This is a genomic window from Streptomyces sp. NPDC000878 (assembly GCF_053599695.1).
On the sequence record NZ_JBSFMT010000040.1, the window covers coordinates 57427 to 78165 of the forward strand.

The following is a 20739-nucleotide window of genomic DNA, read 5'->3' on the forward strand; positions in this document are numbered from 1 at the left end:
ACCGGGAAGCGGCAACGGGCACTGGGCAACCTGTCGAAGCGCGCGGCTCGGCCCGCCAGGCCACGTTTGGCGCTCCTATGCCGCACACCCGATCAAAGAACACAGCCCGGCCGACCGCTTCGCCGGAATGGTCCGCTTACAAGCGGATCGACTTCGTGAAGTCGATCACAGTACGGAGGTTGTTCTCCCTCCCGCCTCTGTCGGGATGCTGTGATTCTGCTTGAACTCGCAAGCATTTCTTGCCCTCCCGTACACCGCACACAGTCGGCACACCGTTGCCCGTGCACGCACCAGGAGTAGAGCTACCGCATGCGTTCTGAGCTCAAGTCACCCCCGAAGAAAACCACCGCCTCCGCTCGCGGAAACGCCCCCATCAAGCGCATCGCCACCGTCGGCGCGCTGACCCTCGCCTCGATCCTGTCCTTCGTCTCACCGGCGAGCGCCGCGACAGACATCAGAGGCACCGAATCGTGGAGCACGGACAAGCTGTTGATGAGCCTGTGCACCGGCTCGACCAGCAAGACGTACTGGTTCATCGACGTCAACACCGGCAAGCTGGGGAAGGACACCACGAACGGCCTTCCTGCCAAGAGCCTCCCGTCGGGTTACGAGCGCTTCGAGGGCTCGTGCCGCTACCCGGAGTCGTCGAGCTGGACCTGGACCGGCTCGGACAGCAGGATCACCGAACCCCTGGTGAACTGCGCCTACGGCTCGACACTCAGCCAGACCGTCCAGGCGAACGGAAGCACCACGAGCACCACGACCAACAGCGTCTCCGGCTCGATCGGCGTCGAATGGAACATCATCGAGAAGGTCCTCTCGATCGAGGCCGGCGCCAGCTACCAGCGCAGCTGGTCGTACGCGAAGCAGTCGGGCTGGTCCGTCTCCACCACCATCACCGTGAACCCGCGCCGGACGGGCTGGCTGGTGCTGCGCCCGGAGATGCGCACGGTGCGCAGCAACCCGATCTTCCACGTCGACAGGTACTCGTGGGGCAAGTCGGGTGGTGGTCAGGAGAACACCACCACCTGGCGCGGCCGCAGCTACAACGAGATCAGCTCCCGTGGCGCCTACTACGACGCCAAGGGCAACGTGCTCAACTCCCAGGGCAAGCCCTCCGGCAAGTACGTGGCCTATGACCGTGCGGTGACCAGCTCGGACTGCTGACGCACAACGCGGCGAGAACTTTTCCGTGCCGGACGGTGGCCTTCCAGCGGCCTGGCTCCGGCACGGAAAGGCTCGCCCGACGAACGGCGTCACCTGGTCGCGGCTCCCGCGAAGCCTGGGCCATGCTGCCGGGATGCCCGCTTCGAGGCTGCTCGGCGGTGAAAGCCGGTCGGTGGCCCCACACCGGCGCCGGCGCCGTGTCGGGCCCTGTGTGACGTGCCGGCCCCGGACACGCAGCCCGGCACACCCTGGGAACCAGCCCCTGCCCCACCGCGGACCAACCTCTGGTCCCCGGCGTTGGCTGACACATGGTCAACCCCCGTATCGACCCGCAGTGGAACAGCCGTGCACCCCCGCCGACGGAGCCTGTTCGTGTCAGGCGGGGGTGTCCGACAGACCGAGGCGTTACGCGCCCAACAGCGGCAGCGGAGCGAAGGTGTGCCCCTCCCAGAGTCGACGGGCGGCCTCCTCCGGGTACGCGGCGACCGCCGGCTCGGTGTCGAGGACTTGCACGAGACGCTGCTCGGGGTCGTACGCGGGCCAGCCCGGATCTCCGGTGACGGCGAAGGCCGTCCAGGCGGAACGGAACCGGGCGGAGAGGGCCTCGGTCTCCGGCGACGGGACGGGCCCGGTGAGCATGGCGCCGAGCCCTCCGTAGACACCGAAGGTCAACGGCACGTCCAGGCCGTGACAGGCTCCGAGGGCCCCGCCTCCGGCGGGGGCCGGGAACGTCAGCTCGTACACGTGCGCCCGGCCCCCGCCCGCCACCTGAGCCTCCGCCAGGTGCAGCGACGGCATCCGGAACAGCCAGTCGGACTGCACCAGTTCGAACAGGTACTCCGCCGAGGCGTCCGGGAAAGCGGCACGATAGGCCCGCTCGCTCTCCGGCACCGGCCCGAACAGGCCCAGCGCCAGCGACGCCAATCCCTCGTCCACCCGGCCGAGGAGACCACCGAGCATGAGGAAGAGGCGGAACTCGTCCCGGTTGTGCCCGACGATCAGCTCCACATCCTGTGCGGCTCCACCGGCGAGGGCCTGCCACGGTGCGGCGGGCAGGACCTCGCCGTCGACCACGGGCGAGAACGGGGTCGGGGTGAGAGCGACCGCTCCCCAGCGCTCCACGTACCCCCTCATCCGGGAACCGAGTGCGGCTCCCGCCTCGGGCAGCTTGCGCGGGTCCACACCGGACAGGTCCGCGACCGTCGGCCGCAGCCCCAGCCCGCCGGCCAGTTCCTCGGCGATGTCCGCGGCCAGCGCGCCGGAGAAGAACGTGCCAGGGACGCTCTGGGCGATCGCCCGCCGGAACAGACCCCGGGCGCGCGGCATGACCATCAGCGCGGCGATGGACCCCGCACCGGCCGACTCACCGAAAACGGTGACCTGGTCGGGGTCACCACCGAAGGCGGCGATGTTCTCGCGCACCCACTCCAGCGCCGCCACCTGGTCGAGCAGCCCGCGGTTCGCGGGAGCGCCCTCGATCAGGGCGAACCCCTCGATGCCGACTCGGTAGTTGAGGGTCACCACGACCACCTGACCGTCACGGGAGAGGCGGCTGCCGTCGTAGGCCGGGTCGTCGGCGGAGCCGAACTTGTACGCGCCGCCGTAGATCCACACCATGACCGGCCGTCGTGCACCCGAATCCGCTTCCGGCGTCCACACGTTGACCGTCAGCCAGTCGTCACCGGCCGGCACACCACCGGGCGGAGCCGCCTCGGGTCCCATCGTTTCCTGGGGAGGCGGAGGCCCGAACGCGAACGCCTCCCGCACACCGTCCCATCCGCCCACCGGTCGCGGCTCGGCGAAGCGCGCCTCACCCACCGGCGGCAGCGCGTACGGGATGCCGCGGAAGACGTCCAGGTCACCCTCACGACGGCCGCGGACCGCGCCCGCGGCGGTCGCGACCTCACAGAACTGGTTCTCGCTCATACCGACCCATCCTGCATCGAAGTTATTGAACTATCAAACAGCCGCATACGGAAACACGCCGGAAGCGCGACGCAACACCATTGACACCCGCCCCGCCCGACCCGAGACTCATGGCCAACCCCTAGTGAAGCATGGTTCACCAGGCGAACACTTCTCCTGTTTCAGAGCGCCCCACATCTCCAAGGACGAAGATGAACCCCTCCCCCGCGCCGGCCGCGTCCTGCCCCCCACGGCACACGTTCCGCACGGTCTTCCCGGTCCTGGCCCTGTGCTGGCTGGCCGTGTTCTTCGACGGCATGGACGTCAACATCTACGGCGCCGTCATGCCGCACATGCTCGACGACCCCTCGCTCGGGCTGACCCCGGCCGCCGCCGGCACCATCGGCAGCTGGACCACGTTCGGCATGCTCATCGGCGCACTCACCGCCGGAAACCTCACCGACTGGCTCGGTCGGCGGATGATGCTGGTGGCGAGCGTGTCGTTGTTCTCCGCCGGCTCGGCGATCTGTGCCGTGGCCCCGGGCATCGGCCTGTTCGGAGCGGGCCGGTTCGTCGCCGGTCTCGGTCTCGGCGGGCTCATGCCGCTGTGCCTGGCGATGGTGATGGAGTTCGCGCCGCCTCGCAGGGTCGCCCTCACCACCGGTCTGCTCATGACGTCGTACCACTTCGGGGGTATGGCGGCCACCGGCCTCGGCCTGAGCCTGGCTCCGGCCGCCGGCTGGCGCTGGGTGTTCTGGGCGGGTGTGCTCCCCGCCATGATCGCCGTACCGCTGCTGCTCAAGCTGCTGCCCGAGTCGCCCGGCGTCCTGCTGGCCCGCGGCGAGCGCGAGAAGGCGGACGCGGTCGCGGATCGGTACGGCCTCGCCCGGCCCACTCCGGTCGCGGCCCCGGCCTCGGGTGCGGCCGGCCGTCTCGCCGCCATCCGCGCACTGTTCCACCCCCGGTCGCGCTGGGCGACCCCGCTGCTGTGGCTCGCCTCCTTCAGCGGGCTGCTCCTGGTGTACGGCGTCAGCACCTGGCTGCCGCAGATGATGCGCGCCTCCGGCTACGGACTGAACTCGTCCGTCAGCTTCCTGCTCGTCATCAACGCGGGTGGTGTCGTGGGCCTGCTGATCGCGGGCCGCACCGCCGACAAGTTCGGCGCGGTGCGTGTGTCGGCGATCTGGTTCGTCCTGACCGCCGTCGGAGCCCTGCTGCTCAAGTCCCACCTGCCACTCGGCGTCACGTACGTCGTGGTCGCCGTCACCGGGGTGTGGCTGTTCAGCGCCCAGGTCATGGTCTACGCGGCCACCAACACCGTGTACCGCGACAGCGAGCGGGCCGCGGGGCTCGGCTGGGTCACCGGCATCGGCCGTACCGGCGCGGTCGTCGGCCCCTGGCTGATCGGCCACCTCGCCACCAACGGCAACCAGAGCTGGGGCTTCACCACCTTCGCCCTGGCCGGACTCGTGGGCGCCGTCGCCATCTCCCTGGTGCCGCTCGCCCAGCGGATCACCCGGAGCGAGAACCCCACCCCTGCTCCCCTCGCGGCGGCCACGGCCGGCGCCGCGGACAACTGACGCGCAGTTACCCCTCTCAGGCACGCTCTCACTCCAACCCCCACACGAAGTGGAGTCGGCATGTTCCTGCGTACCCGGTCCTCTCTGGGACGTCTCCCCCAGGCCCTGGCGGTGGCAGCCGCGGCCTTGGCTCTGATCACCACCGCCGTGGCCGCCGCCCCCTCCCCCGCGCGGGCGGCAGCTCCGGACGTGGCGGTCACCAAGGACCTCGCCTACGCCCCGGCCCAACCGCCCGGCACCCAGGGCCATCTGCTGGACCTCTACGTCCCCCGGTCCGACCGACCGCTCCCGTTGGTCATCTTCACCAGTGGCTCGGGCTGGCTGGCCGACAGCGGTCGATCGGGCGCCGACAAGGTCGCCGCGCAACTCAACCCGCACGGATACGCCGTCGCGGGTGTGGCGATCCGCTCCAGCGGACAGGCGCGGTTCCCGGCCCAGCTGTACGACATCAAGGGCGCCATCCGCTGGCTGCGCGCGAACGCAACGACGTACAACCTGGACCCGAACCGCGTCGCGATCATGGGCGACTCGTCCGGCGGCTGGGCCACGGCGATGGCCGCGGTCACGGGAGACATCCCGGCGCTGGAAGGCGATGTCGGCCCGCGCGGCCCCTCCAGCGCCGTCCAGGCGGCCATCCCCTTCTACCCGCCGACCGACTTCCTTCAGATGGACGCGCACATGCCGGACAACTGCCGGGAGTTCAACTCGGCGTTCGGCCTGACGAACTGCCATTCCGACGCCCGGTCCCCGGAATCCCGGTTGCTCGGCTGTACCATCACCGCCTGCGCCGGTACAGTCGCCGCCGCCAACCCGCTCACCTACGTGGGCAAGCGGCACACCCCGCCGTTCCTCATCCTGCACGGGAAGCGGGACTCCATCGTCCCGTACCACCAGAGCAGCATCCTGTACGACAAGCTCGCTGCCTCGGGCGACGACGCACGTCTGCTCTCCTTCCCCGCGGCCGGGCACGGCACGGACTTCGCGATGCTCAGCGACGACGCGACCCGGGAGGGCGCCTACGAGCAGACCGCCAAGGGCGGACGGACCACTCCACCGCGTCCCGTGACACCGACCTGGCAGACCGTCATCGCGTTCCTGGAACAGAGCACCGCGGCCAAGTCCCACTGAAGCGCCCAGAGTTCAGAGCACCAGACACCCGCAGACGAACCGGGAGACATGGATGCGTCACTACTGGAAGCGATTACTGGCGGCCGGTGCCGTCACCTCACTCGTCGTGGTGGGAGGGCCGGTGGCCAACCAGCCCGTGGCCCTCGCCGCCGCGAACACCACGGCGTGGCAGAACGGCGGTTTCGTCGTCGACACCCCCAACGTGGTCCGCCGGTCGAACATCGTGCTCGCCCGCGCGAACACCGCCGCGAGCGAGTTCGTCCCCCTGGGCAACGGCACGCTCGGCGCCGCCGCCTGGGCGGCGAACGGATTCACCGCCCAGCTCAACCGCAACGACACCTTCCCCAGCCGCAAGTCACCGGGCTGGGTCACCATTCCCGGCCTCGCCGGACTCACCGGCGCCTCCGACTTCACCAGCCGGCTCGATCTGTACGACGGAACACTGCACCAGTCCGGTGGCGGCATGACCCTGCGGGCGTACGTGCGGGCGGACACCTCGCAGCTCGTCGTCGACGTCACCGGTGCCGACCCGAACAGCGCGCAGACGGCGCAGGTGCAGCTGTGGAGCAGCCGCTCTCCCAGCGCGCAGGCCTCCGGTGCGGTGGCGACGCTGTCGGAGACCTGGACCGACAGCGGTGTGTCCGGCGCCTCCGGACAGACCTTCGGGACACTCGCCGGGATCAGCGCGGGCGGACGCGACGTCACCGCTTCCACGCCCGACTCCCGCACCGGGCAGGTGAGTTTCCGGCCCAACAGCGACGGGTCGTTCCGCGTCGTCGTGGCGTCCCCGGCCTGGACCGGCGGCGACGCGATCGGCACCACGAGGACCCTGCTCGGCAGCGACCTGACCCGCCCCTCCGCAGACCTCGCCGCAGGCCATCTCGCCTGGTGGCACGCCTACTGGAACTCGGTGGGTCTCATCAGGATCTCGTCGGCCGACGGCTCCGGCGAGTACTTCGAGAACATGCGCACCCTCTACCTGTACAACATGGCCGCCTCCAACCGCGGCTCACTGCCCGGCAGTCAGGCCGGCGAGGCGAACCTGTTCAACCCGAGCCAGGACAGCCAGCCCTGGTACCCCGCGGGCTACTGGTTCTGGAACCTGCGCATGTACGTCCAGGCCAACATCTCGGCCGGCGCCTTCTCCCTCAACACCCCGGTCTTCGACCTCTACCGCACCAACATCGACAACATCTCCGCCTGGACCAGGGCCCACTTCCCCGGCCTGCAGGGGCTGTGCGTGCCGGAGACGATGCGGTTCAACGGCAACGGCTACTACGCCCCGGGGCAGGCGGAGAGCAACGCCTCCTGTGACTCGCTCATCACCCCGTCCTACAACTCCCAGACGGTCACCACGGGCGCCGAGATCGGCATGTGGGTCTGGCAGACGTACCTGATGACCGACGACAGGTCCTTCCTGACGCGGTACTACCCGCTGATGAAGGGCGCGGCGCAGTTCCTGCTGTCGCACGCCACGACCGGGGCGGACGGTCTGCTGCACACGACCTCCAACGCGCACGAGACACAGTGGGCGGTCAACGACCCGACGACGGACGTGACGGCGATGCGGGCCCTGTTCCCGGTCGTGGTGTCGGCGGCTCAGACGCTGGGCGTCGATGCCGACCTGGTCTCGGCGCTGCGCACCGCGATCCCGAAGCTCCGTCCACTGCCCAGGACGGACACCGCGACCAAGACCCAGGTGCTCGGCCCGTCCTCCGACGCCTCCGGCACGAACATGATCGCCCTGTCCGCCCAGCCGACGGCCACCCAGCACAACGCCGAGAACCTGGGGCTCGAACCGGTCTGGCCGTACGGGCTGATCGGGGACAGCGGCAACGACTCCGACCTGGGCAAGAGGACCTTCACGTACCGCAGTTACGTCACCCGCAGCGACTGGAGCTTCGACGCGCTCCAGGCGGCCCGACTCGGTCTGGGTGACCAGATGCGCACCGCGATGACGGCCAACGTCGCCAAGTACCAGGTCTTCCCGAACGGCCTGGCCAGCTGGAACGCCCAGCCGCAGACGCCGTATCTGGAGCAACAGGGCGTCAACGCGGCCTCCGTCGCCGAGGGACTCGTGCAGAACTACGACGGGCTTCTTCGCATCGCGCCGGGCTGGCCCGGTTCCTGGGATGCCGACGGGACGGTGTACATCCAGCACAAGGGCAGGGCTCATGTGCAGATCCGCGGCGGGACGCTGGTGACGGTGGCGGTCCAGGCCGGCGCGAGCGGTGACATCACCGTACGCAATCCGTGGCCCGGCCAGAACGTCATGGTGGTCGACAGCTCCGGGGGGACGGTGCTCTCCGGCCAGAACGGCGCCACGCTCACGATTCCGGCCACGTCCGGGACGTCGTACCTGATCCAGCGGCCCTCGGCCCCCACCACGTCCCTCCCCTTCGCCGCGGTGAGCGGAAGCCCCGCCACCACGCCGAAGAGTTTGGGCAGCAGGGTCATCGGTCTGTCCCGCTGAGCACGGCACGGGACGGGCTTCTCACAACGGACGGGATCACCATGCCCTGGTGGGACGTGCAAAAGGGCCGTGCTCCCCCGTCAGCCCTTCACCGTCCTGAACAACCGGCCGGTCTCCTCGCCCGGGTCCTTCGGGACGGTGTATCCCGTCTCGTCCCTGATCTCGTCGAAGTGGTCCCGCACGTCCTCCATCGACAGGGCCGGGTTGAAGTAGCCGTCCGTTCTGCCGACGAAGTACCGCGCGACATGACCGGCGCCCACCGTGTACATCTCGCCGGAGACAGGGCAGCCCTCGTGCGCCAGGTACGCCACGACCGGGGCGACCAGCGCCGGATCGAGCTTGTCGACGAAGGACTTCATACGTTCCACGGTCATCGCCTGCTCGGCGCGCTCAGGCTCTCGTTCGGGGACCTTCCCCTGCGCTCCGGTTCGCGTCATGGACTGGGTGAGCATGCGGGTGAGCGCGATCGGGGCCACGGCGTTGACCTTGATGCCGTGTGCGGACCCCTCGGCAGCCAGGACGCGGGTGAGGCCGATGAGACCCGTCTTGGCGGCGCCGTAGTTGCTCTTGTCCGTGGTGCCCAGGAGTCCGGCCGCCGAGGTGGTGTTGACCACACGGCCGTAGCCCTGCTCCCGCATGACGTCCCACGCCGGCCGGGTGACGAAGAAGGCGCCCTTCAGGTGTACGTCGAGGACGGGATCGAGCAGGTCGGACGTCATCTCGTGGAAGGGCGCGTCCCGCAGGATGCCCGCGTTGTTGACGACGATGTCCACGGTGCCGTAGGCGTCCAGGGCGGTACGGACGACGGCCTGCCCGCCCTCGGGCGTCGCCACGCTGTGCGTGTCGGCCACCGCCTCGCCGCCCAGGTCACGTATCTCCCGGGCCACGTTCTCGGCAGGACCTTCGTCCGTCCCTTCGCCGGCCGTCGACCCGCCGGTGTCGTTGACCACGACACGTGCTCCGCGCGACGCCAGCAGCAGGGCGTACTCCCTGCCCAGCCCGCCGCCCGCGCCGGTGACGAGCGCGACCCTGTCGTCGAATCCGAGGTCGCTCATGCGCGGTCCCAGGTGACCGGCATCAGCTCCGGACCACGCGTGGAGACGCCCGACTTCCACACGACGTCGTCCGCGGAGTCGGCGAACCGCAGACCCGGCAGCCGGGTCAGCAGGGTGTGGAGGGTGACCTGGAGTTCCATCCGGGCCAGCGGAGCGCCGAGGCAGTGGTGGGCTCCGTGGCCGAACCCGATGTGGGGAGCTTCCTTGCGCGTCAGATCAAGCTCGTCGGGATCGGTGTAGACGGACTCGTCCCGGTTGGCCGAGGACCTGTCGACCACCACGGGCTCGCCCGCGCGAACCGTCACGCCACCCAACTCGACGTCCTCCAGGGCGTAGCGCGGCTGCGAGCTGCCTGCTCCGGCGGGGATGTAGCGCAGCAGCTCCTCCACAGCCCTGGGTACCAGGTCGAGGTCAGCACGCAGGGCCGCCAGCTGGTCGGGGTTGGTGAGCAGCAGGTAGACGAAGTTGGGGATCTGGGTGGCGGTGGTCTCGTGGCCGGCCACGAGGATCGTCTCCGCCATCGTCAGCAGTTCCTCCTCGGAGAGGCGGTCCTCGGCGTCGCGGGCGGCGACGAGGGCGGACAGCAGGTCGTCCTTCGGTTCCTTGCGCCGCTCGGCGGTGAGGGCGGCGACGTACTCCCTCAGCTGTGCGCGGGAGTCGGCCACCTGCTCCCGGGTGAACTTGCTGGTGGACAGGTAGGCGTCCGCCCATCGCCGGAAGTCGGTCCGGTCCTCGAAGGGCACGCCGAGCAGTTCGCACATCACGGCGATGGGCAGCGGCAGTCCGAAGGCCTGGACAAAGTCCGCGGGCGCTCCCTCGGCGACCATGGTGTCGACGAGTCCGTCCGCGATCTGCTGCACGCGCGGCCGCAGTTGCTCGACGCGCCGGATGGTGAACGCCTTCGCCACCAGCCTGCGCAGCCGGCTGTGCTCGGGCGGGTCGAGGCTGATCATCGCTCCGGCGCCCGCCGGATAGGGGCGGGAACGGGGCTGGTCCCGGCCGACGGCAGCGGCGCGGCTGAAGCGCGGGTCCCCGAGGACGATCTTCACGTCCTCGTAGCGGGTTGCCAGCCAGGCCGGTTCGCCGTACGGCAACTGGACGCGGCACAAGGGCTGTTCGCGCCGCAACTCGGCGTACAGCGGGTCGAAGTCGAGCTTCTCGATGGCGAACGGATAGGCCCGGGGTTCTGTGACGGTCATGGGTGCCTCTCGATACGGTCGCGGTTCACCAGGTGACGGGCAGTTCGTGTACGCCGTAGATGCTCATGTCGCCGCGGAACCTCAACTCCTCGAAGGGAACCGCCAGTTGCAGATCCGGCAGCCTGCGGAGCAGGGTGGGCAGCGCGATCTCCAGTTCCGCGCGGGCCAGGATCTGGCCGATGCACTGGTGGGTGCCGTGGCCGAAGGCGACGTGCCCGCGGACATCGCGGCCGATGTCGAAGGCGTCGGGATCGGAGAGGAATCCGGGGTCCCGGTTACCGGCGGGCAGGTTGATGACCAGGCCTTCACCGGCCTTGATCAGCTGTCCGCCGATGGTGACGTCCTCGACGGCGATGCGGCCCACCAGGCTGTGCACGATCGTCAGGTGGCGCAGCAGTTCCTCCACCGCGCCCGCGACCACCTTCGGGTCGTCGGTGTCCCGGATCCGCGCGAGGTCATCGGGATGACGGAGAAGGAACAGGGTGCCCAGGGCGATCATGTTGGCCGTGGTCTCGTGGCCGGCGTTGAGCAGGAGGTAGCCGTTCATCGCCACCGTGTCGCGGTCGATGTCGCCGTTCGCGACATGCTCGCTCAGCAGACGGCTGATGAGGTCGTCGCCGGGCTCCGCCTCCTTGCGTGCGACCAGTTCCCGCAGGTAACCGAAGAGGGCCCCGCTCGCGGCGGTCCGCTCCGCCTGCGGGCGGTGCAGACTCATCATGACCGCCGTGTGCTGCTGGAAGATCGAGTGGTCCGCGTACGGCACTCCGAGCAGCAGGGAGATCACGAGGGACGGCACGGGCAGCGCGAAGTCACGCACGATGTCCGCCGGTTGGCCCTTGCCGATCATCTGGTCGAGGAAGTCGTCCACCATCTCCTGGATCCGCGGACGCATGGCCTGCACGCGTTTGACGGTGAAGTCCTTGGTCAGCATGCGGCGCAGCCGGGCGTGCTCCGGGTCGTCCATCCGCGGGAAGATCGGCGGCGCCCCCTCACCGCGTTCCTCCCCCTGGAGCCGACCGACGATGTCCGCGCTGATGCGAGGATCGGTCATGGCGGTCTTGATGTCCTCCAGCCGGCTCACCGCCCAGACCGTGTGGCCGCCCCACACCACCTTGCGCAGCCCCTCCGCCTCGCGCCACCGCGCGTATTCGGACGGTGGGTCGAAGGGGCAGCGGGCTGAGCGCTCACCGGGGAAGACAGGAAGTCCAGCCGTTTCGTCGGCGTCGGTCACCGTGCTCATCCATGCTCCTGGGTCGATGGGGAGGGGTTCACGCTGTTCTGGATCTCCACCCGCAGCCCGGCCAGCCAACTGCGTTCCGCGTCGATGCGCGCGATCCCGTGGTCGAGTGCGAGGCGGCTCCAGCGCTCCGTCCGCACGGACGCCAGCACGGCGACACGGTCACGGTTGACGGCCAGCACCCCGTCGCGGGCCTTGAGGACGCGCAGTTGTTCCCCGGGGCTCAGCCAGGCGAAGTTCACCAGCCGCGCATGGAACTCGCGCGACTGGTCCGCTCCGCCTTCGGGGAGTTCGGCCAGCATGTCGTGCAGAACCTCGCGCCCGACGTCGGTGATCGAGTAGACGTGCCGCGGCGGCTTGGCCTCCTGCTCCTCCGAACTGCGCAGCACCGCCCCGCCGTCGACGAACTGACGCAGCCGGGGATAGAGGGAGTTGTTGGACAACGTGTGTCCCGTCGCCGCCTCCACCTCTCTGCGCAGCTCGTATCCGTGGCGTGGTCCGCGGGCCAGCTCGGCCAAAAGGAGGATGTCGATCCACATGAAAGTTACCGTAACCTAGGTCTCCGTAACCTAGCAATCAGCACTCGCCCGACACCGCCGAGAACGAGGACGAAAACCATGCATGTGGAAGTGGAACTCGACGAGCCCAAATGCGTCGCCGCCGGTCAGTGCGTCCTGGCCGCTCCGGACGTGTTCGACCAGCGTGACGAGGACGGAGTGGCCGTCCTGCTCGACGACCGGCCCGGCCCGGATCTCCTCGACGGTGTGAAGGAGGCCGCGGCGCTCTGTCCCGCGGCGGCGATCCGTCTGGTCGAGCGGTGAGGCGGATCGTTGTCGTCGGCGCCTCGGCCGCGGGCCTCGCGGCGGCCGAGACGCTGCGCCGGGAGGGCTACGCCGGAACACTGACCCTCATCGGCGACGAGCCACACCAGCCCTACGACCGGCCGCCCCTGTCCAAACAGTTCCTCACCGGTCAGTGGGACATGGACCAACTGGCTCTGCGCGCCCCTACCGACCTGGACGCCCTCGGTCTCGATCTGCGTCTGGGCATCGCCGCGACCGGGCTGGATCCCGCCGCCCGGTCGGTGCAGCTGGCGGACGGATCGGCCGTGTCGTACGACGCTCTCGTCATCGCGACCGGCGTACGTCCCCGGCGACTGCCCGGCAGGGACGCGCATGTCCTGCGAACGCTCGACGACGCCCTCGCCCTGCGAGACCGGCTCGGTCCCGGGCGTCGGCTCGTCGTGGTCGGTGCCGGTTTCCTCGGCGCGGAGGCCGCCGCCACCGCGACCGCACTCGGTACGGACGTCACCCTGCTGGAACCCGCGCCGGTGCCCTTGGCTCATGTGGTGGGCCCCGAGGTCGGCCGGGTCCTCTCCCACGCCCACCAGGAGCGGGGCGTGGAGTTGCGCACCGGGGTGACGGTGTCGCACGTGACCGGCACCGGAGTGATCCTGGGCGACGGCGAGGTGGTCGAGGGCGACGAGGTACTGGTCTCGGTCGGTTCGCGGCCCAACACCGAGTGGCTGGCCGGCAGCGGGCTCGACGCGGGCGACGGTGTGGCGTGCGACGCGTACTGCGAGGCAGCCGCCGGAATCTACGCGGCCGGGGACGTGGCCCGCTGGTACAACCCGCTGTTCGCCACCTCCATGCGGATCGAGCACCGCACGAACGCCGCCGAACAGGGCATGGCCGCCGCCCGCAACCTGCTCGCCGCGCCGGAGGCACGCAAGGCGTTCGCGCCGGTGCCGTACTTCTGGTCGGACCAGTACGACATGAAGATCCAGGCGTACGGGTATCTGCGCGGCCATGACGAAGTCGCCGTGGTGGAGGGCGACTTGGGCGAGCGCCGCTTCGTGGTGGCCTACCGCACCGGCGACCGTCTGAGCGGCGTCCTGGGCGTGGGCGTCACACCGAAGGCCCTGCGTGGCTGGCGACAGGCACTGACCGCGGACACCCCTTGGCACGAGGTCGCGGTGAACGGGACGGGCACGCCGCCCACCGTCGAGAGCGCCTCGACCGGAGTGCCGCGGTGAGCCACGGCAGGGACCTGCTCATCTCTGCGTGCCTGCCGATCCCGGTCGTCCACGACGTACGAGCGCCATCGGCTCTTCCGCTCCCCTCCCCCACGCCCCGGAGGCCTGACCCATGTCCTTCCCACCGCCCCTGACATCCGAGGCCGAGGCCTCGGGCGGACGGCGCGCGAACGTCCTGGTGGCGGTTCTCGCCTTCACCGGAGTCGCCGTCGCACTGGTCCAGACGCTCATCATCCCGATCATCCCCCACCTCCCCGAGTACCTGGACGCCCCCGCCTCCGACGCCGCCTGGGCGCTCACCGCCACCCTGCTGTGCGGCGCCGTCGCCACCCCCGTGATGGGCCGGCTCGGCGACATGTACGGCAAGCGCCGCATGCTGCTCATCGGCGTCGCCGTGCTGGTGGCGGGATCCGTGATCTGCGCGCTCAGCGAGTCGCTCGCACCGATGATCGTCGGTCGTGCGCTGCAGGGTCTGGCGAACGGGGTCATCCCGCTCGGGGTGAGCATCCTGCGGGACGAGGTGCCCGCCGAGCGCCTCCCCGTGGCCACGGCCGTGATGCTCGGCTCCCTGGGTGTCGGCGGTGCGCTGGGCCTGCCCGCGTCCGCGCTGATCGCCGACACGTTCGACTGGCACGTGCTGTTCTGGACCTCGGCCGCTCTGGGCGCACTCGCCCTCCTCCTCGTCCTGCTGTTCGTGCCCGAGTCGAAGGTGCGCCCCGGTGGGCGCGTCGACCTCACGGGCGCCGTCGGCATGGGTATCGGCCTGGTCTGTCTGCTGCTCGCGATCTCCAAGGGCACCGACTGGGGCTGGGGCGACGGCACCACCCTCGGCCTCCTCGCCGTGGCCCTGGTCGTCCTCCCGCTGTGGGGCTGGTTCGAGCTGCGCACGCCCCAGCCCATGGTGGACCTGCGCACCAGCGCACACCCCCAGGTCCTGTTCACCCATCTCGCCGGACTGGCCTTCGGGTTCGCGCTGTTCGCGCTCAACCTGGTCCTGCCGCAAGTGCTCCAGTTGCCGAAGGCCACGGGCCACGGGCTGGGCGAGTCCCTCACCGCGGCGGGCCTGGCGATGGCCCCGCAGGGGCTGGTCATGCTGGCCGTCGCCCCGCTCTCCGCCCGGGTCACCAGGACCCGGGGGCCGAAGACGACCCTGATGATCGGCGCCGTGGTCGTGGGAGTGGGCTACCTCCTCATCATGGTGCTGATGTCCGCCACCTGGACACTGATCATGGCCTCCTGCGTGGTCGCCATGGGCGTCGGCTTCGGCTACGCCGCGCTGCCGACCCTCGTCATGGATTCCGTTCCGGTGTCGGCGACCGCCGCGGCCAACAGCCTCAACGCCCTGATGCGGTCCATCGGGACCACCACCTCCAGTGCCCTGGCCGGGGTGCTCCTCGCCCATATGACGATCGATTTCCACGGCGTGGAGGTGCCCTCGGAGAACGGCCTGCGCGCCGTGCTGGCGATCGGCGTCGCTGCCGCCGCCGTCGCCCTGGCTGTCGCCTCCTTCATCCCACGACACCGACCCGATGCCGGTGTCGCACCGGCGGACGCGATGGTCGAGAAGGCCGGTCTGCTTCCTTCGACCGACGCCGACTGATCCATCGCGGACCGAGCGTCCACACCCCACTCATCACCTTCTGACTGGAGGTCCGGGCGTCCGAGGGCGGTGACCAGCTCACCGACGAGGAGATCCTCTCCACTCGCAAGGTGATGGTGGCGGCCGGCCACGAGACGACGGTCCAGGTTCATGCCCGGGCGCCACCAGCGCACATCCCGGAGCAGCCCACCCCACGCGCCGGCGTGACACCGAGACATCACTTCCCGCGATGCCGCTGCCAGAAGGGCACGAGAGTGCCTCCGTGTCCTCGGCCATGCCCCGGAACTCGCCGCGCGCCGATCTCGGAAATCCGCCAAGAGGAGGATTCCGATCCGGATGTGGCACGGTTACAGTGACCTAGGTCTCCGTAACCTAAGACACCGTAACCCTTGATGCCCCACGCCTCCCATCAGGAGTACCGATGAGCATTCCGAGCGGAACCCACGACGGTAACGACCTCCCCTCCTTCCCCGGCGGACGCTCGTCCGGCTGCCCCTTCGACCCCCCGGCCGAGTACACGCAGTGGCGTCTGGACGAGGGGTTATCACGCGTGCGGACGTCGCACGGCAAGACCGCCTGGGCCGTAAGCCGGTACGAGGACGCCCGAATGGCGCTGAGCGACTCGCGGATCAGCGCGGACACCCGCCGGTACCCCGCGCTGACGGCCAGTGCCCAGGACATGAAGATGCCGCCGGCGTTCCCACGTCAGGACGACCCCGAGCACGCCCGCACCCGCCGCATGCTGACCGGCGAGTTCACCGTCAAACGCATGGAAGCGATGCGACCGCAGCTGCGGCGCCTGGTCGACGGCATCCTCGAAGAGATGATCAGCGAAGGACGACAGCCGACCGACCTCGTGCGCGCCTACGCGCTGCCCGTGCCCTCGCTGGCGATCTCACTGCTGCTCGGGGTGCCGTACGAGAACCACGCGTTCTTCCAGGAACACGCCTCCACCCTCGCTCGTCTCGACGCACATGTGGACGAACGGACGGCCGCACGGCGGGAACTCTTCGACTTCATCGTGAACCTGGTGAAACAGAAGGAAAGCGAACCGGGCGACGACCTGATCAGCCGGTTGCTCACCGACCGCGTCGCCACCGGAGAGCTCGACCACGCGGAAGTGGCCATGATCGCCCAGATCCTGCTGCACGCCGGGCACGAGACCACGGCCAACATGATCGGGCTGGGGACGCTGGCCCTGCTGCGCCATCCCGACCAGGCCGCCCGGATCCGCGACACCGACGACCCCGGTGTGATCGCGGGCGCCGTCGACGAACTCCTGCGCTATCTGACCATCGCCCAGGACATGGTGTGGCGGGTGGCGACCGAGGACCTCACCATCGGGGGGCAACTCGTGCGCGCGGGAGACCTGTTGACCATCAACCTTCCCGCCGCCAACCGGGACCCCTTCTTCCAGGGCCCCGACGACCTCGACATCGACCGCAACTCACGCGGTCACCTCGCCTTCGGCCACGGCATCCACCAGTGCCTCGGTCAGTCCCTGGCCCGTGTCGAACTCCAGGAGGCCTTCCCGGCGCTGCTGCGCGCGCTGCCGAACCTTCGCCTGGCAGTACCGCTGGAGGAGGTCAGGTACCGGCACGACATGGCCACCTTCGGAGTCCACGAACTGCCCGTCACCTGGTGACCTCGACTCCGACTGGTCCCACCACGCCCGTTGCCCTGATCGCCCGTTCCGTACGGCCGTCGCAGGCGGCTCCCCCCACACGGAGGCCTGATCCATGTCCCCCACGCAGCCCGCTCCCGCCGACGCCGGGAAATCCGCCCACTTACCCGCGAACATCCTGGTGGCGGTTCTCGCCTTCGCCGGGATCACGGACGCTCTGACGCAGGCGCTGGTCTTCCCGATCGTCCCTCACCTCCCGCGATACCTGAACGCCTCGGCGTCGGACACCGCCTGGACCGTCACCGTCATCCTGCTGTGTGGTGCCGTCGCCACACCGGTGATGGGACGGCTCGGCGACATGTACGGCAAGCGCCGCATGCTCCTGATCAACATGGGACTGCTGGTGGCGGGCTCGGTGATCTGCGCCCTGAGCGACTCACTCGCCCCGATGATCGTCGGCCGTGCGCTGCAGGGCCTGGCGAACGGGATCATCCCCCTCGGCATCAGCATCCTTCGTGAGGAGACGCCCGCCGGACGGCTCCCCATGGCGACCGCCGTCATGCTCGGCTCCCTCGGGGTGGGCGCCGCCATAGGCCTGCCCACCGCCGCGCTCATCGCCGACAAGGTCGACTGGCACCTGCTGTTCTGGATCGGGGGCGCCCTGGCCGCCGTCGCCACCCTCCTCGTCGTCCGGTTCGTACCCGAGTCGAAGGTGCGCACCGGGGGACGTGTCGACATCACCGGCGCCCTCGGCATGACGGCGGGACTGGTCTGCCTGCTCCTCGCCATCTCCAAGGGGGAGGACTGGGGCTGGAGCAGCGGCACCACTCTCGCCCTGTTCGCGGCGGCCGGCATCGTCGTACCGTGGTGGGGCTGGTACGAACTGCGTACCCCGCACCCCATGGTGAACCTGCGCACCGCAGCGCACCCCCAAGTGCTGTTCGCCAACCTCGCCGCGGTGGCGATCGGATTCACCCTCCTGGCCATGCAACTGGTTCTGCCGCAGGTTCTCCAGTTGCCGGAAGCCACCGGCTACGGGCTCGGCACCACCCTCGTCGTGACGGGTCTGGTGCTGGCCCCCCAGGGGCTGATGCTCATGGCGGCCTCCCCTCTCTCCGCCCGCGTCACCAGGGCCAGGGGACCGAGGTTCACCCTCATGCTCGGCTCGTCGATCATCGCCCTCGGCTACCTCGTCTGCATGGTGATGATGTCCGAGGTCTGGCAGCTCATCCTGGCCTCCTGCATCGTCAGCGTCGGCACCGGACTCGCCTACTCCGCGCTGCCCATGATCATCATGGACGCGGTCCCCCTGTCCGAGACCGCCGCCGCCACGAGCCTGAACGCGCTGATGCGGGCCATCGGCAACACGGTCGCCAGTGCCGTGGCGGGCACGGTCGTCGCCCACATGACCATCGACTTCCATGGTGCGGAACTGCCCTCCGAGGACGCGCTGCGGATGGTGCTGGCGATAGGGGTCGCCGCCGCGGCGGTGGCCTTCGCCGTGGCGACCCGTATCCCCCGCCCGAGGTCGGGGAACGCCGTCCCTGGCTCCCGGCACATCGTGGAGACGGCCGCGAGAGGGCCGGTTTCCGACGTCTGACGGCCGGCAGGGCGGCATGACGGGTCCAAGACCCGGTGATCGCTCGCGCAGCGACAGGTCCCGAACGACACGGCGACGTCGCTGCGCGAGCGGATGCTGGTCGAGATCACGGTGAGGTCGGTGGCCCACAACCGGTTCGGCGCGGGCGCGGTGCAGCCGCGCTGCGCAGTCGGCCGGCGGATCGAACAGGCAGCGGGCAGAGCGCTCACCGGGAAAAGGGAAGACCGGCCGCTTCGTCGATCCCGGTCACAGTGCTCATCCGTACTCCGGGGCCGTTGTCGACAAGACGTACGGCGATCCCCCGGACGGGACGGGAGGAAGCCTGCGGGTCACGGCGCTCGTCATCGGCGTTCCTCGTCGCTCCACGGCTCGGACGCACCGGCTGTCCGCTGGATTTCCGCCCGCAGTTCGGCCAGCCAGGCGCGGTCGGAGTCGATCCTGACGATCCCGTGGTCGAGCGCGAGACGGCTCCACTGCTCCACCCGTGCGGACGCCAGCGCCGCGACACGGTCGCGACTACGCACCAGCACCCGGTCGCGGGCGTCGAGTACAGCGAGCTGTTCCCCAGGACTGAGCCAGGCGAAGTTCACCAGCCGCGCATGGAACTCACGGGACTGGTCCACCCCTCCCTCGGGAAGCTCGGCCAGCATCTCGTGCAGCAGCTCCCGGCCGACGTCCGTGATCGAGTAGACGTGCCGCGGCGGCTTGGCCTCCTGCTCCTCCGAACCACGCAGCACGGCACCACCGTCGACGAACTGACGCAGCCGGGGATAGAGCGAGTTGTTCGACAGCGCGTGCCCCGTCGCCGCCTCCACCTCCCTGCGCAGCTCGTATCCGTGACGCGGCCCGCGCGCCAGCTCGGCCAAAAGGAGGATGTCGATCCACATAGAGGTTACAGTAACCTAGGTCACCGTAACCGAGAGATTCTCGCTCGCTCCCTCATGGGCCATCCCCCCTCGCGGCCCCACTCCGCTGCCGAGCCCCGGACGAGGAAGACATCACATGCGTATGGACGTGGAACTCGACGAACCCAAATGTGTCGCCGCCGGTCAGTGTGTCCTGGCCGCTCCCGACGTGTTCGACATGGGGGTCCCCCCGCTCGAGCGAAGCCGAGAGTGGGGGAGCGACGAGGACGGCGTCGCCGTCCTGCTCGACGGCCAACCCGCCCCAGACCTCCTCGACGGCGTGAAGGAAGCCGCAGCTCTCTGCCCCGCAGCAGCGATCCGCCTGGTGGAGCGGTGAAGCGCACCGTTGTCGTCGACGCTTCGGCCACCGGCCTCGCCGCGGCCGAGACGTTACGCCGCGACGCCCTCGGTGCCGGCTTCCTCGGCGCGGAGGCCGCCGCCACCGCGGCCGGACTCGGCACCGACGTCATCCTGCTGGAGCCTGCCCCGGTCCGGTCGGCCGCCGTGGCGGGTACCGAGGTCGGCCGGGTCCTCGCTCGGGCCCGCCTCGGGCGGGGAGTGCGGCTGCGTACGGGAGTCGTGGTGTCGGAAGTGACCGAGGCCAAAGTGCCCCTGGGAGACGGTGAGGTGGTCGAGGGCGGCGAAGTCCTGGTCGCCATCGGCTCGCGCCTCAACACCGAATGGCTCGCCGTCCGCGACCGGGTGGCGTGTGACGCGTACGCCAGGTCCCGCCCGGCGTGCACGCGGCCGGGGGCGTGGCCCGCCGGCAGAACCCGCCGTTCGAGATGTCCACGCGGATCGAGCACCGCACCCACGCCGCCGATCAGGGCATGACCGCCGCCCGTAACCCGCTCGCCGCGCCGGAGGCACGCAAGGCGTTCGCGCCCATGCCGTACTTCTGGTCGGACCAGCACGGCATGAGGATCCGGGCGTACGGGTTCCTGCGCGGCCACGACGAAGTCGCGGTCGTCGAAGGGAACTCGGCGGAACGCCGGTTCGTGGCCGCGTACCGCACCGGCGACCGGCTCAGCGGCGCCCTCGCGATCGGCATGCCGCCCAGAGCTGTCCGGCAGTGGCGCCAGGCCGTCGCCGTCCGCAGCGCCTGGCGCGGCGCCGTACCGATCCGAGCGTAACCGGCGGCAAGTGCCGGAGAGCGCGCCCTCCACGCAGGACCGGGGCAGCTCAAGAGCGCCCTCAGCCCCACCCCGGAAAGGCCCCTTTTCCTTCCCAC

At 69.9% G+C, this 20739-nt stretch carries 18 protein-coding genes; 12 read left to right on the forward strand and 6 right to left on the reverse strand.

Annotation, left to right across the window (positions count from 1 at the left end; genetic code table 11):
• Nucleotides 1–309: 309 nt before the first annotated feature.
• Nucleotides 310–1167 (forward strand): hypothetical protein, encoded by an 858-nt coding sequence (locus ACWDR4_RS29975; protein ID WP_450413220.1) that lies wholly within the window; start codon nucleotides 310–312, stop codon nucleotides 1165–1167.
• Between the two features lie 405 nt (nucleotides 1168–1572).
• Here the strand turns inward: ACWDR4_RS29975 and ACWDR4_RS29980 are convergent, their stop codons facing one another.
• Entirely contained in the window at nucleotides 1573–3093 is a 1521-nt protein-coding gene (locus tag ACWDR4_RS29980; RefSeq protein ID WP_450413221.1) for a carboxylesterase/lipase family protein, read from the reverse strand.
• Between the two features lie 191 nt (nucleotides 3094–3284).
• Here ACWDR4_RS29980 and ACWDR4_RS29985 point away from each other — a divergent pair, with 191 nt between their 5' ends.
• The 3 genes from ACWDR4_RS29985 to ACWDR4_RS29995 are packed head-to-tail and all read left to right on the forward strand — an operon-like array spanning nucleotide 3285 to nucleotide 8253.
• A complete protein-coding gene (locus tag ACWDR4_RS29985; protein ID WP_450413222.1) occupies nucleotides 3285–4652 on the forward strand; it encodes an MFS transporter in 1368 nt (455 codons plus the stop codon).
• Between the two features lie 60 nt (nucleotides 4653–4712).
• On the forward strand, nucleotides 4713–5780 hold the full coding sequence (locus ACWDR4_RS29990) for a prolyl oligopeptidase family serine peptidase (protein WP_450413223.1): 1068 nt from the start codon (nucleotides 4713–4715) through the stop codon (nucleotides 5778–5780).
• A 52-nt stretch (nucleotides 5781–5832) separates the two neighbouring features.
• Nucleotides 5833–8253, forward strand: coding sequence for a glycosyl hydrolase family 95 catalytic domain-containing protein (locus ACWDR4_RS29995; RefSeq protein ID WP_450413224.1), 2421 nt, complete (start codon nucleotides 5833–5835; stop codon nucleotides 8251–8253).
• Between the two features lie 80 nt (nucleotides 8254–8333).
• Here ACWDR4_RS29995 and ACWDR4_RS30000 read toward each other — a convergent pair whose 3' ends face one another.
• Genes ACWDR4_RS30000 through ACWDR4_RS30015 form a run of 4 tightly spaced genes read right to left on the reverse strand, consistent with a single transcriptional unit; the run spans nucleotide 8334 to nucleotide 12283 of the window.
• Nucleotides 8334–9308: an SDR family NAD(P)-dependent oxidoreductase gene (locus ACWDR4_RS30000; RefSeq protein WP_450413225.1), complete on the reverse strand. Its 975-nt coding sequence runs from the start codon at nucleotides 9306–9308 to the stop codon at nucleotides 8334–8336.
• Nucleotides 9305–10507 carry a cytochrome P450 gene (locus ACWDR4_RS30005; protein ID WP_450413226.1) on the reverse strand — a complete coding sequence of 401 codons (1203 nt, stop codon included), beginning with the start codon at nucleotides 10505–10507 and terminating at the stop codon, nucleotides 9305–9307. Before ACWDR4_RS30005 ends, ACWDR4_RS30000 begins: the two co-directional genes overlap by 4 nt.
• Nucleotides 10508–10532: 25 nt before the next feature.
• Nucleotides 10533–11747: a cytochrome P450 gene (locus ACWDR4_RS30010; protein WP_450413227.1), complete on the reverse strand. Its 1215-nt coding sequence runs from the start codon at nucleotides 11745–11747 to the stop codon at nucleotides 10533–10535.
• Nucleotides 11744–12283 (reverse strand): PadR family transcriptional regulator, encoded by a 540-nt coding sequence (locus ACWDR4_RS30015; protein WP_450413228.1) that lies wholly within the window; start codon nucleotides 12281–12283, stop codon nucleotides 11744–11746. Before ACWDR4_RS30015 ends, ACWDR4_RS30010 begins: the two co-directional genes overlap by 4 nt.
• A gap of 78 nt (nucleotides 12284–12361) precedes the next feature.
• Between ACWDR4_RS30015 and ACWDR4_RS30020 the strand changes: the two genes are divergently transcribed.
• From ACWDR4_RS30020 to ACWDR4_RS30040, 5 genes are all read left to right on the forward strand, one after another.
• Complete coding sequence (locus ACWDR4_RS30020; RefSeq protein ID WP_450413229.1) at nucleotides 12362–12565, forward strand: ferredoxin; 204 nt, start codon at nucleotides 12362–12364, stop codon at nucleotides 12563–12565.
• Nucleotides 12562–13779, forward strand: coding sequence for an NAD(P)/FAD-dependent oxidoreductase (locus ACWDR4_RS30025; protein ID WP_450413230.1), 1218 nt, complete (start codon nucleotides 12562–12564; stop codon nucleotides 13777–13779). Before ACWDR4_RS30020 ends, ACWDR4_RS30025 begins: the two co-directional genes overlap by 4 nt.
• A gap of 112 nt (nucleotides 13780–13891) precedes the next feature.
• Entirely contained in the window at nucleotides 13892–15379 is a 1488-nt protein-coding gene (locus tag ACWDR4_RS30030) for an MFS transporter (RefSeq protein ID WP_450413231.1), read from the forward strand.
• A gap of 421 nt (nucleotides 15380–15800) precedes the next feature.
• Nucleotides 15801–17024, forward strand: a complete 1224-nt coding sequence (locus ACWDR4_RS30035) for a cytochrome P450 (protein ID WP_450413232.1) — start codon at nucleotides 15801–15803, stop codon at nucleotides 17022–17024.
• Nucleotides 17025–17118: 94 nt separating this feature from the next.
• Entirely contained in the window at nucleotides 17119–18603 is a 1485-nt protein-coding gene (locus tag ACWDR4_RS30040; protein WP_450413233.1) for an MFS transporter, read from the forward strand.
• A 341-nt stretch (nucleotides 18604–18944) separates the two neighbouring features.
• On the opposite strand, the gene ACWDR4_RS30045 is transcribed toward ACWDR4_RS30040, so the two are convergent.
• Nucleotides 18945–19490: a PadR family transcriptional regulator gene (locus ACWDR4_RS30045; protein ID WP_450413234.1), complete on the reverse strand. Its 546-nt coding sequence runs from the start codon at nucleotides 19488–19490 to the stop codon at nucleotides 18945–18947.
• 121 nt (nucleotides 19491–19611) lie between these two features.
• On the opposite strand from ACWDR4_RS30045, the gene ACWDR4_RS30050 reads away from it, so the two are divergent.
• The 3 genes from ACWDR4_RS30050 to ACWDR4_RS30060 are packed head-to-tail and all read left to right on the forward strand — an operon-like array spanning nucleotide 19612 to nucleotide 20641.
• Nucleotides 19612–19845, forward strand: a complete 234-nt coding sequence (locus ACWDR4_RS30050; RefSeq protein WP_450413248.1) for a ferredoxin — start codon at nucleotides 19612–19614, stop codon at nucleotides 19843–19845.
• Nucleotides 19842–20342, forward strand: a complete 501-nt coding sequence (locus ACWDR4_RS30055; RefSeq protein ID WP_450413235.1) for an FAD-dependent oxidoreductase — start codon at nucleotides 19842–19844, stop codon at nucleotides 20340–20342. Before ACWDR4_RS30050 ends, ACWDR4_RS30055 begins: the two co-directional genes overlap by 4 nt.
• Complete coding sequence (locus ACWDR4_RS30060; protein ID WP_450413236.1) at nucleotides 20339–20641, forward strand: oxidoreductase C-terminal domain-containing protein; 303 nt, start codon at nucleotides 20339–20341, stop codon at nucleotides 20639–20641. The genes ACWDR4_RS30055 and ACWDR4_RS30060 overlap by 4 nt, the downstream gene beginning before the upstream one ends.
• The last annotated feature ends 98 nt before the right edge of the window (nucleotides 20642–20739 follow it).

What these genes read in the sequence shown, in the direction of transcription:
- ACWDR4_RS29975 (WP_450413220.1), top strand. Translation starts at nt 310, where the DNA reads ATGCGTTCTGAGCTCAAGTCACCCCCGAAGAAAACCACCGCCTCCGCT.
- ACWDR4_RS29980 (WP_450413221.1), bottom strand. Translation starts at nt 3,093, where the DNA reads ATGAGCGAGAACCAGTTCTGTGAGGTCGCGACCGCCGCGGGCGCGGTC.
- ACWDR4_RS29985 (WP_450413222.1), top strand. Translation starts at nt 3,285, where the DNA reads ATGAACCCCTCCCCCGCGCCGGCCGCGTCCTGCCCCCCACGGCACACG.
- ACWDR4_RS29990 (WP_450413223.1), top strand. Translation starts at nt 4,713, where the DNA reads ATGTTCCTGCGTACCCGGTCCTCTCTGGGACGTCTCCCCCAGGCCCTG.
- ACWDR4_RS29995 (WP_450413224.1), top strand. Translation starts at nt 5,833, where the DNA reads ATGCGTCACTACTGGAAGCGATTACTGGCGGCCGGTGCCGTCACCTCA.
- ACWDR4_RS30000 (WP_450413225.1), bottom strand. Translation starts at nt 9,308, where the DNA reads ATGAGCGACCTCGGATTCGACGACAGGGTCGCGCTCGTCACCGGCGCG.
- ACWDR4_RS30005 (WP_450413226.1), bottom strand. Translation starts at nt 10,507, where the DNA reads ATGACCGTCACAGAACCCCGGGCCTATCCGTTCGCCATCGAGAAGCTC.
- ACWDR4_RS30010 (WP_450413227.1), bottom strand. Translation starts at nt 11,747, where the DNA reads ATGAGCACGGTGACCGACGCCGACGAAACGGCTGGACTTCCTGTCTTC.
- ACWDR4_RS30015 (WP_450413228.1), bottom strand. Translation starts at nt 12,283, where the DNA reads ATGTGGATCGACATCCTCCTTTTGGCCGAGCTGGCCCGCGGACCACGC.
- ACWDR4_RS30020 (WP_450413229.1), top strand. Translation starts at nt 12,362, where the DNA reads ATGCATGTGGAAGTGGAACTCGACGAGCCCAAATGCGTCGCCGCCGGT.
- ACWDR4_RS30030 (WP_450413231.1), top strand. Translation starts at nt 13,892, where the DNA reads ATGTCCTTCCCACCGCCCCTGACATCCGAGGCCGAGGCCTCGGGCGGA.
- ACWDR4_RS30035 (WP_450413232.1), top strand. Translation starts at nt 15,801, where the DNA reads ATGAGCATTCCGAGCGGAACCCACGACGGTAACGACCTCCCCTCCTTC.
- ACWDR4_RS30040 (WP_450413233.1), top strand. Translation starts at nt 17,119, where the DNA reads ATGTCCCCCACGCAGCCCGCTCCCGCCGACGCCGGGAAATCCGCCCAC.
- ACWDR4_RS30045 (WP_450413234.1), bottom strand. Translation starts at nt 19,490, where the DNA reads ATGTGGATCGACATCCTCCTTTTGGCCGAGCTGGCGCGCGGGCCGCGT.
- ACWDR4_RS30050 (WP_450413248.1), top strand. Translation starts at nt 19,612, where the DNA reads ATGGACGTGGAACTCGACGAACCCAAATGTGTCGCCGCCGGTCAGTGT.
- ACWDR4_RS30060 (WP_450413236.1), top strand. Translation starts at nt 20,339, where the DNA reads ATGACCGCCGCCCGTAACCCGCTCGCCGCGCCGGAGGCACGCAAGGCG.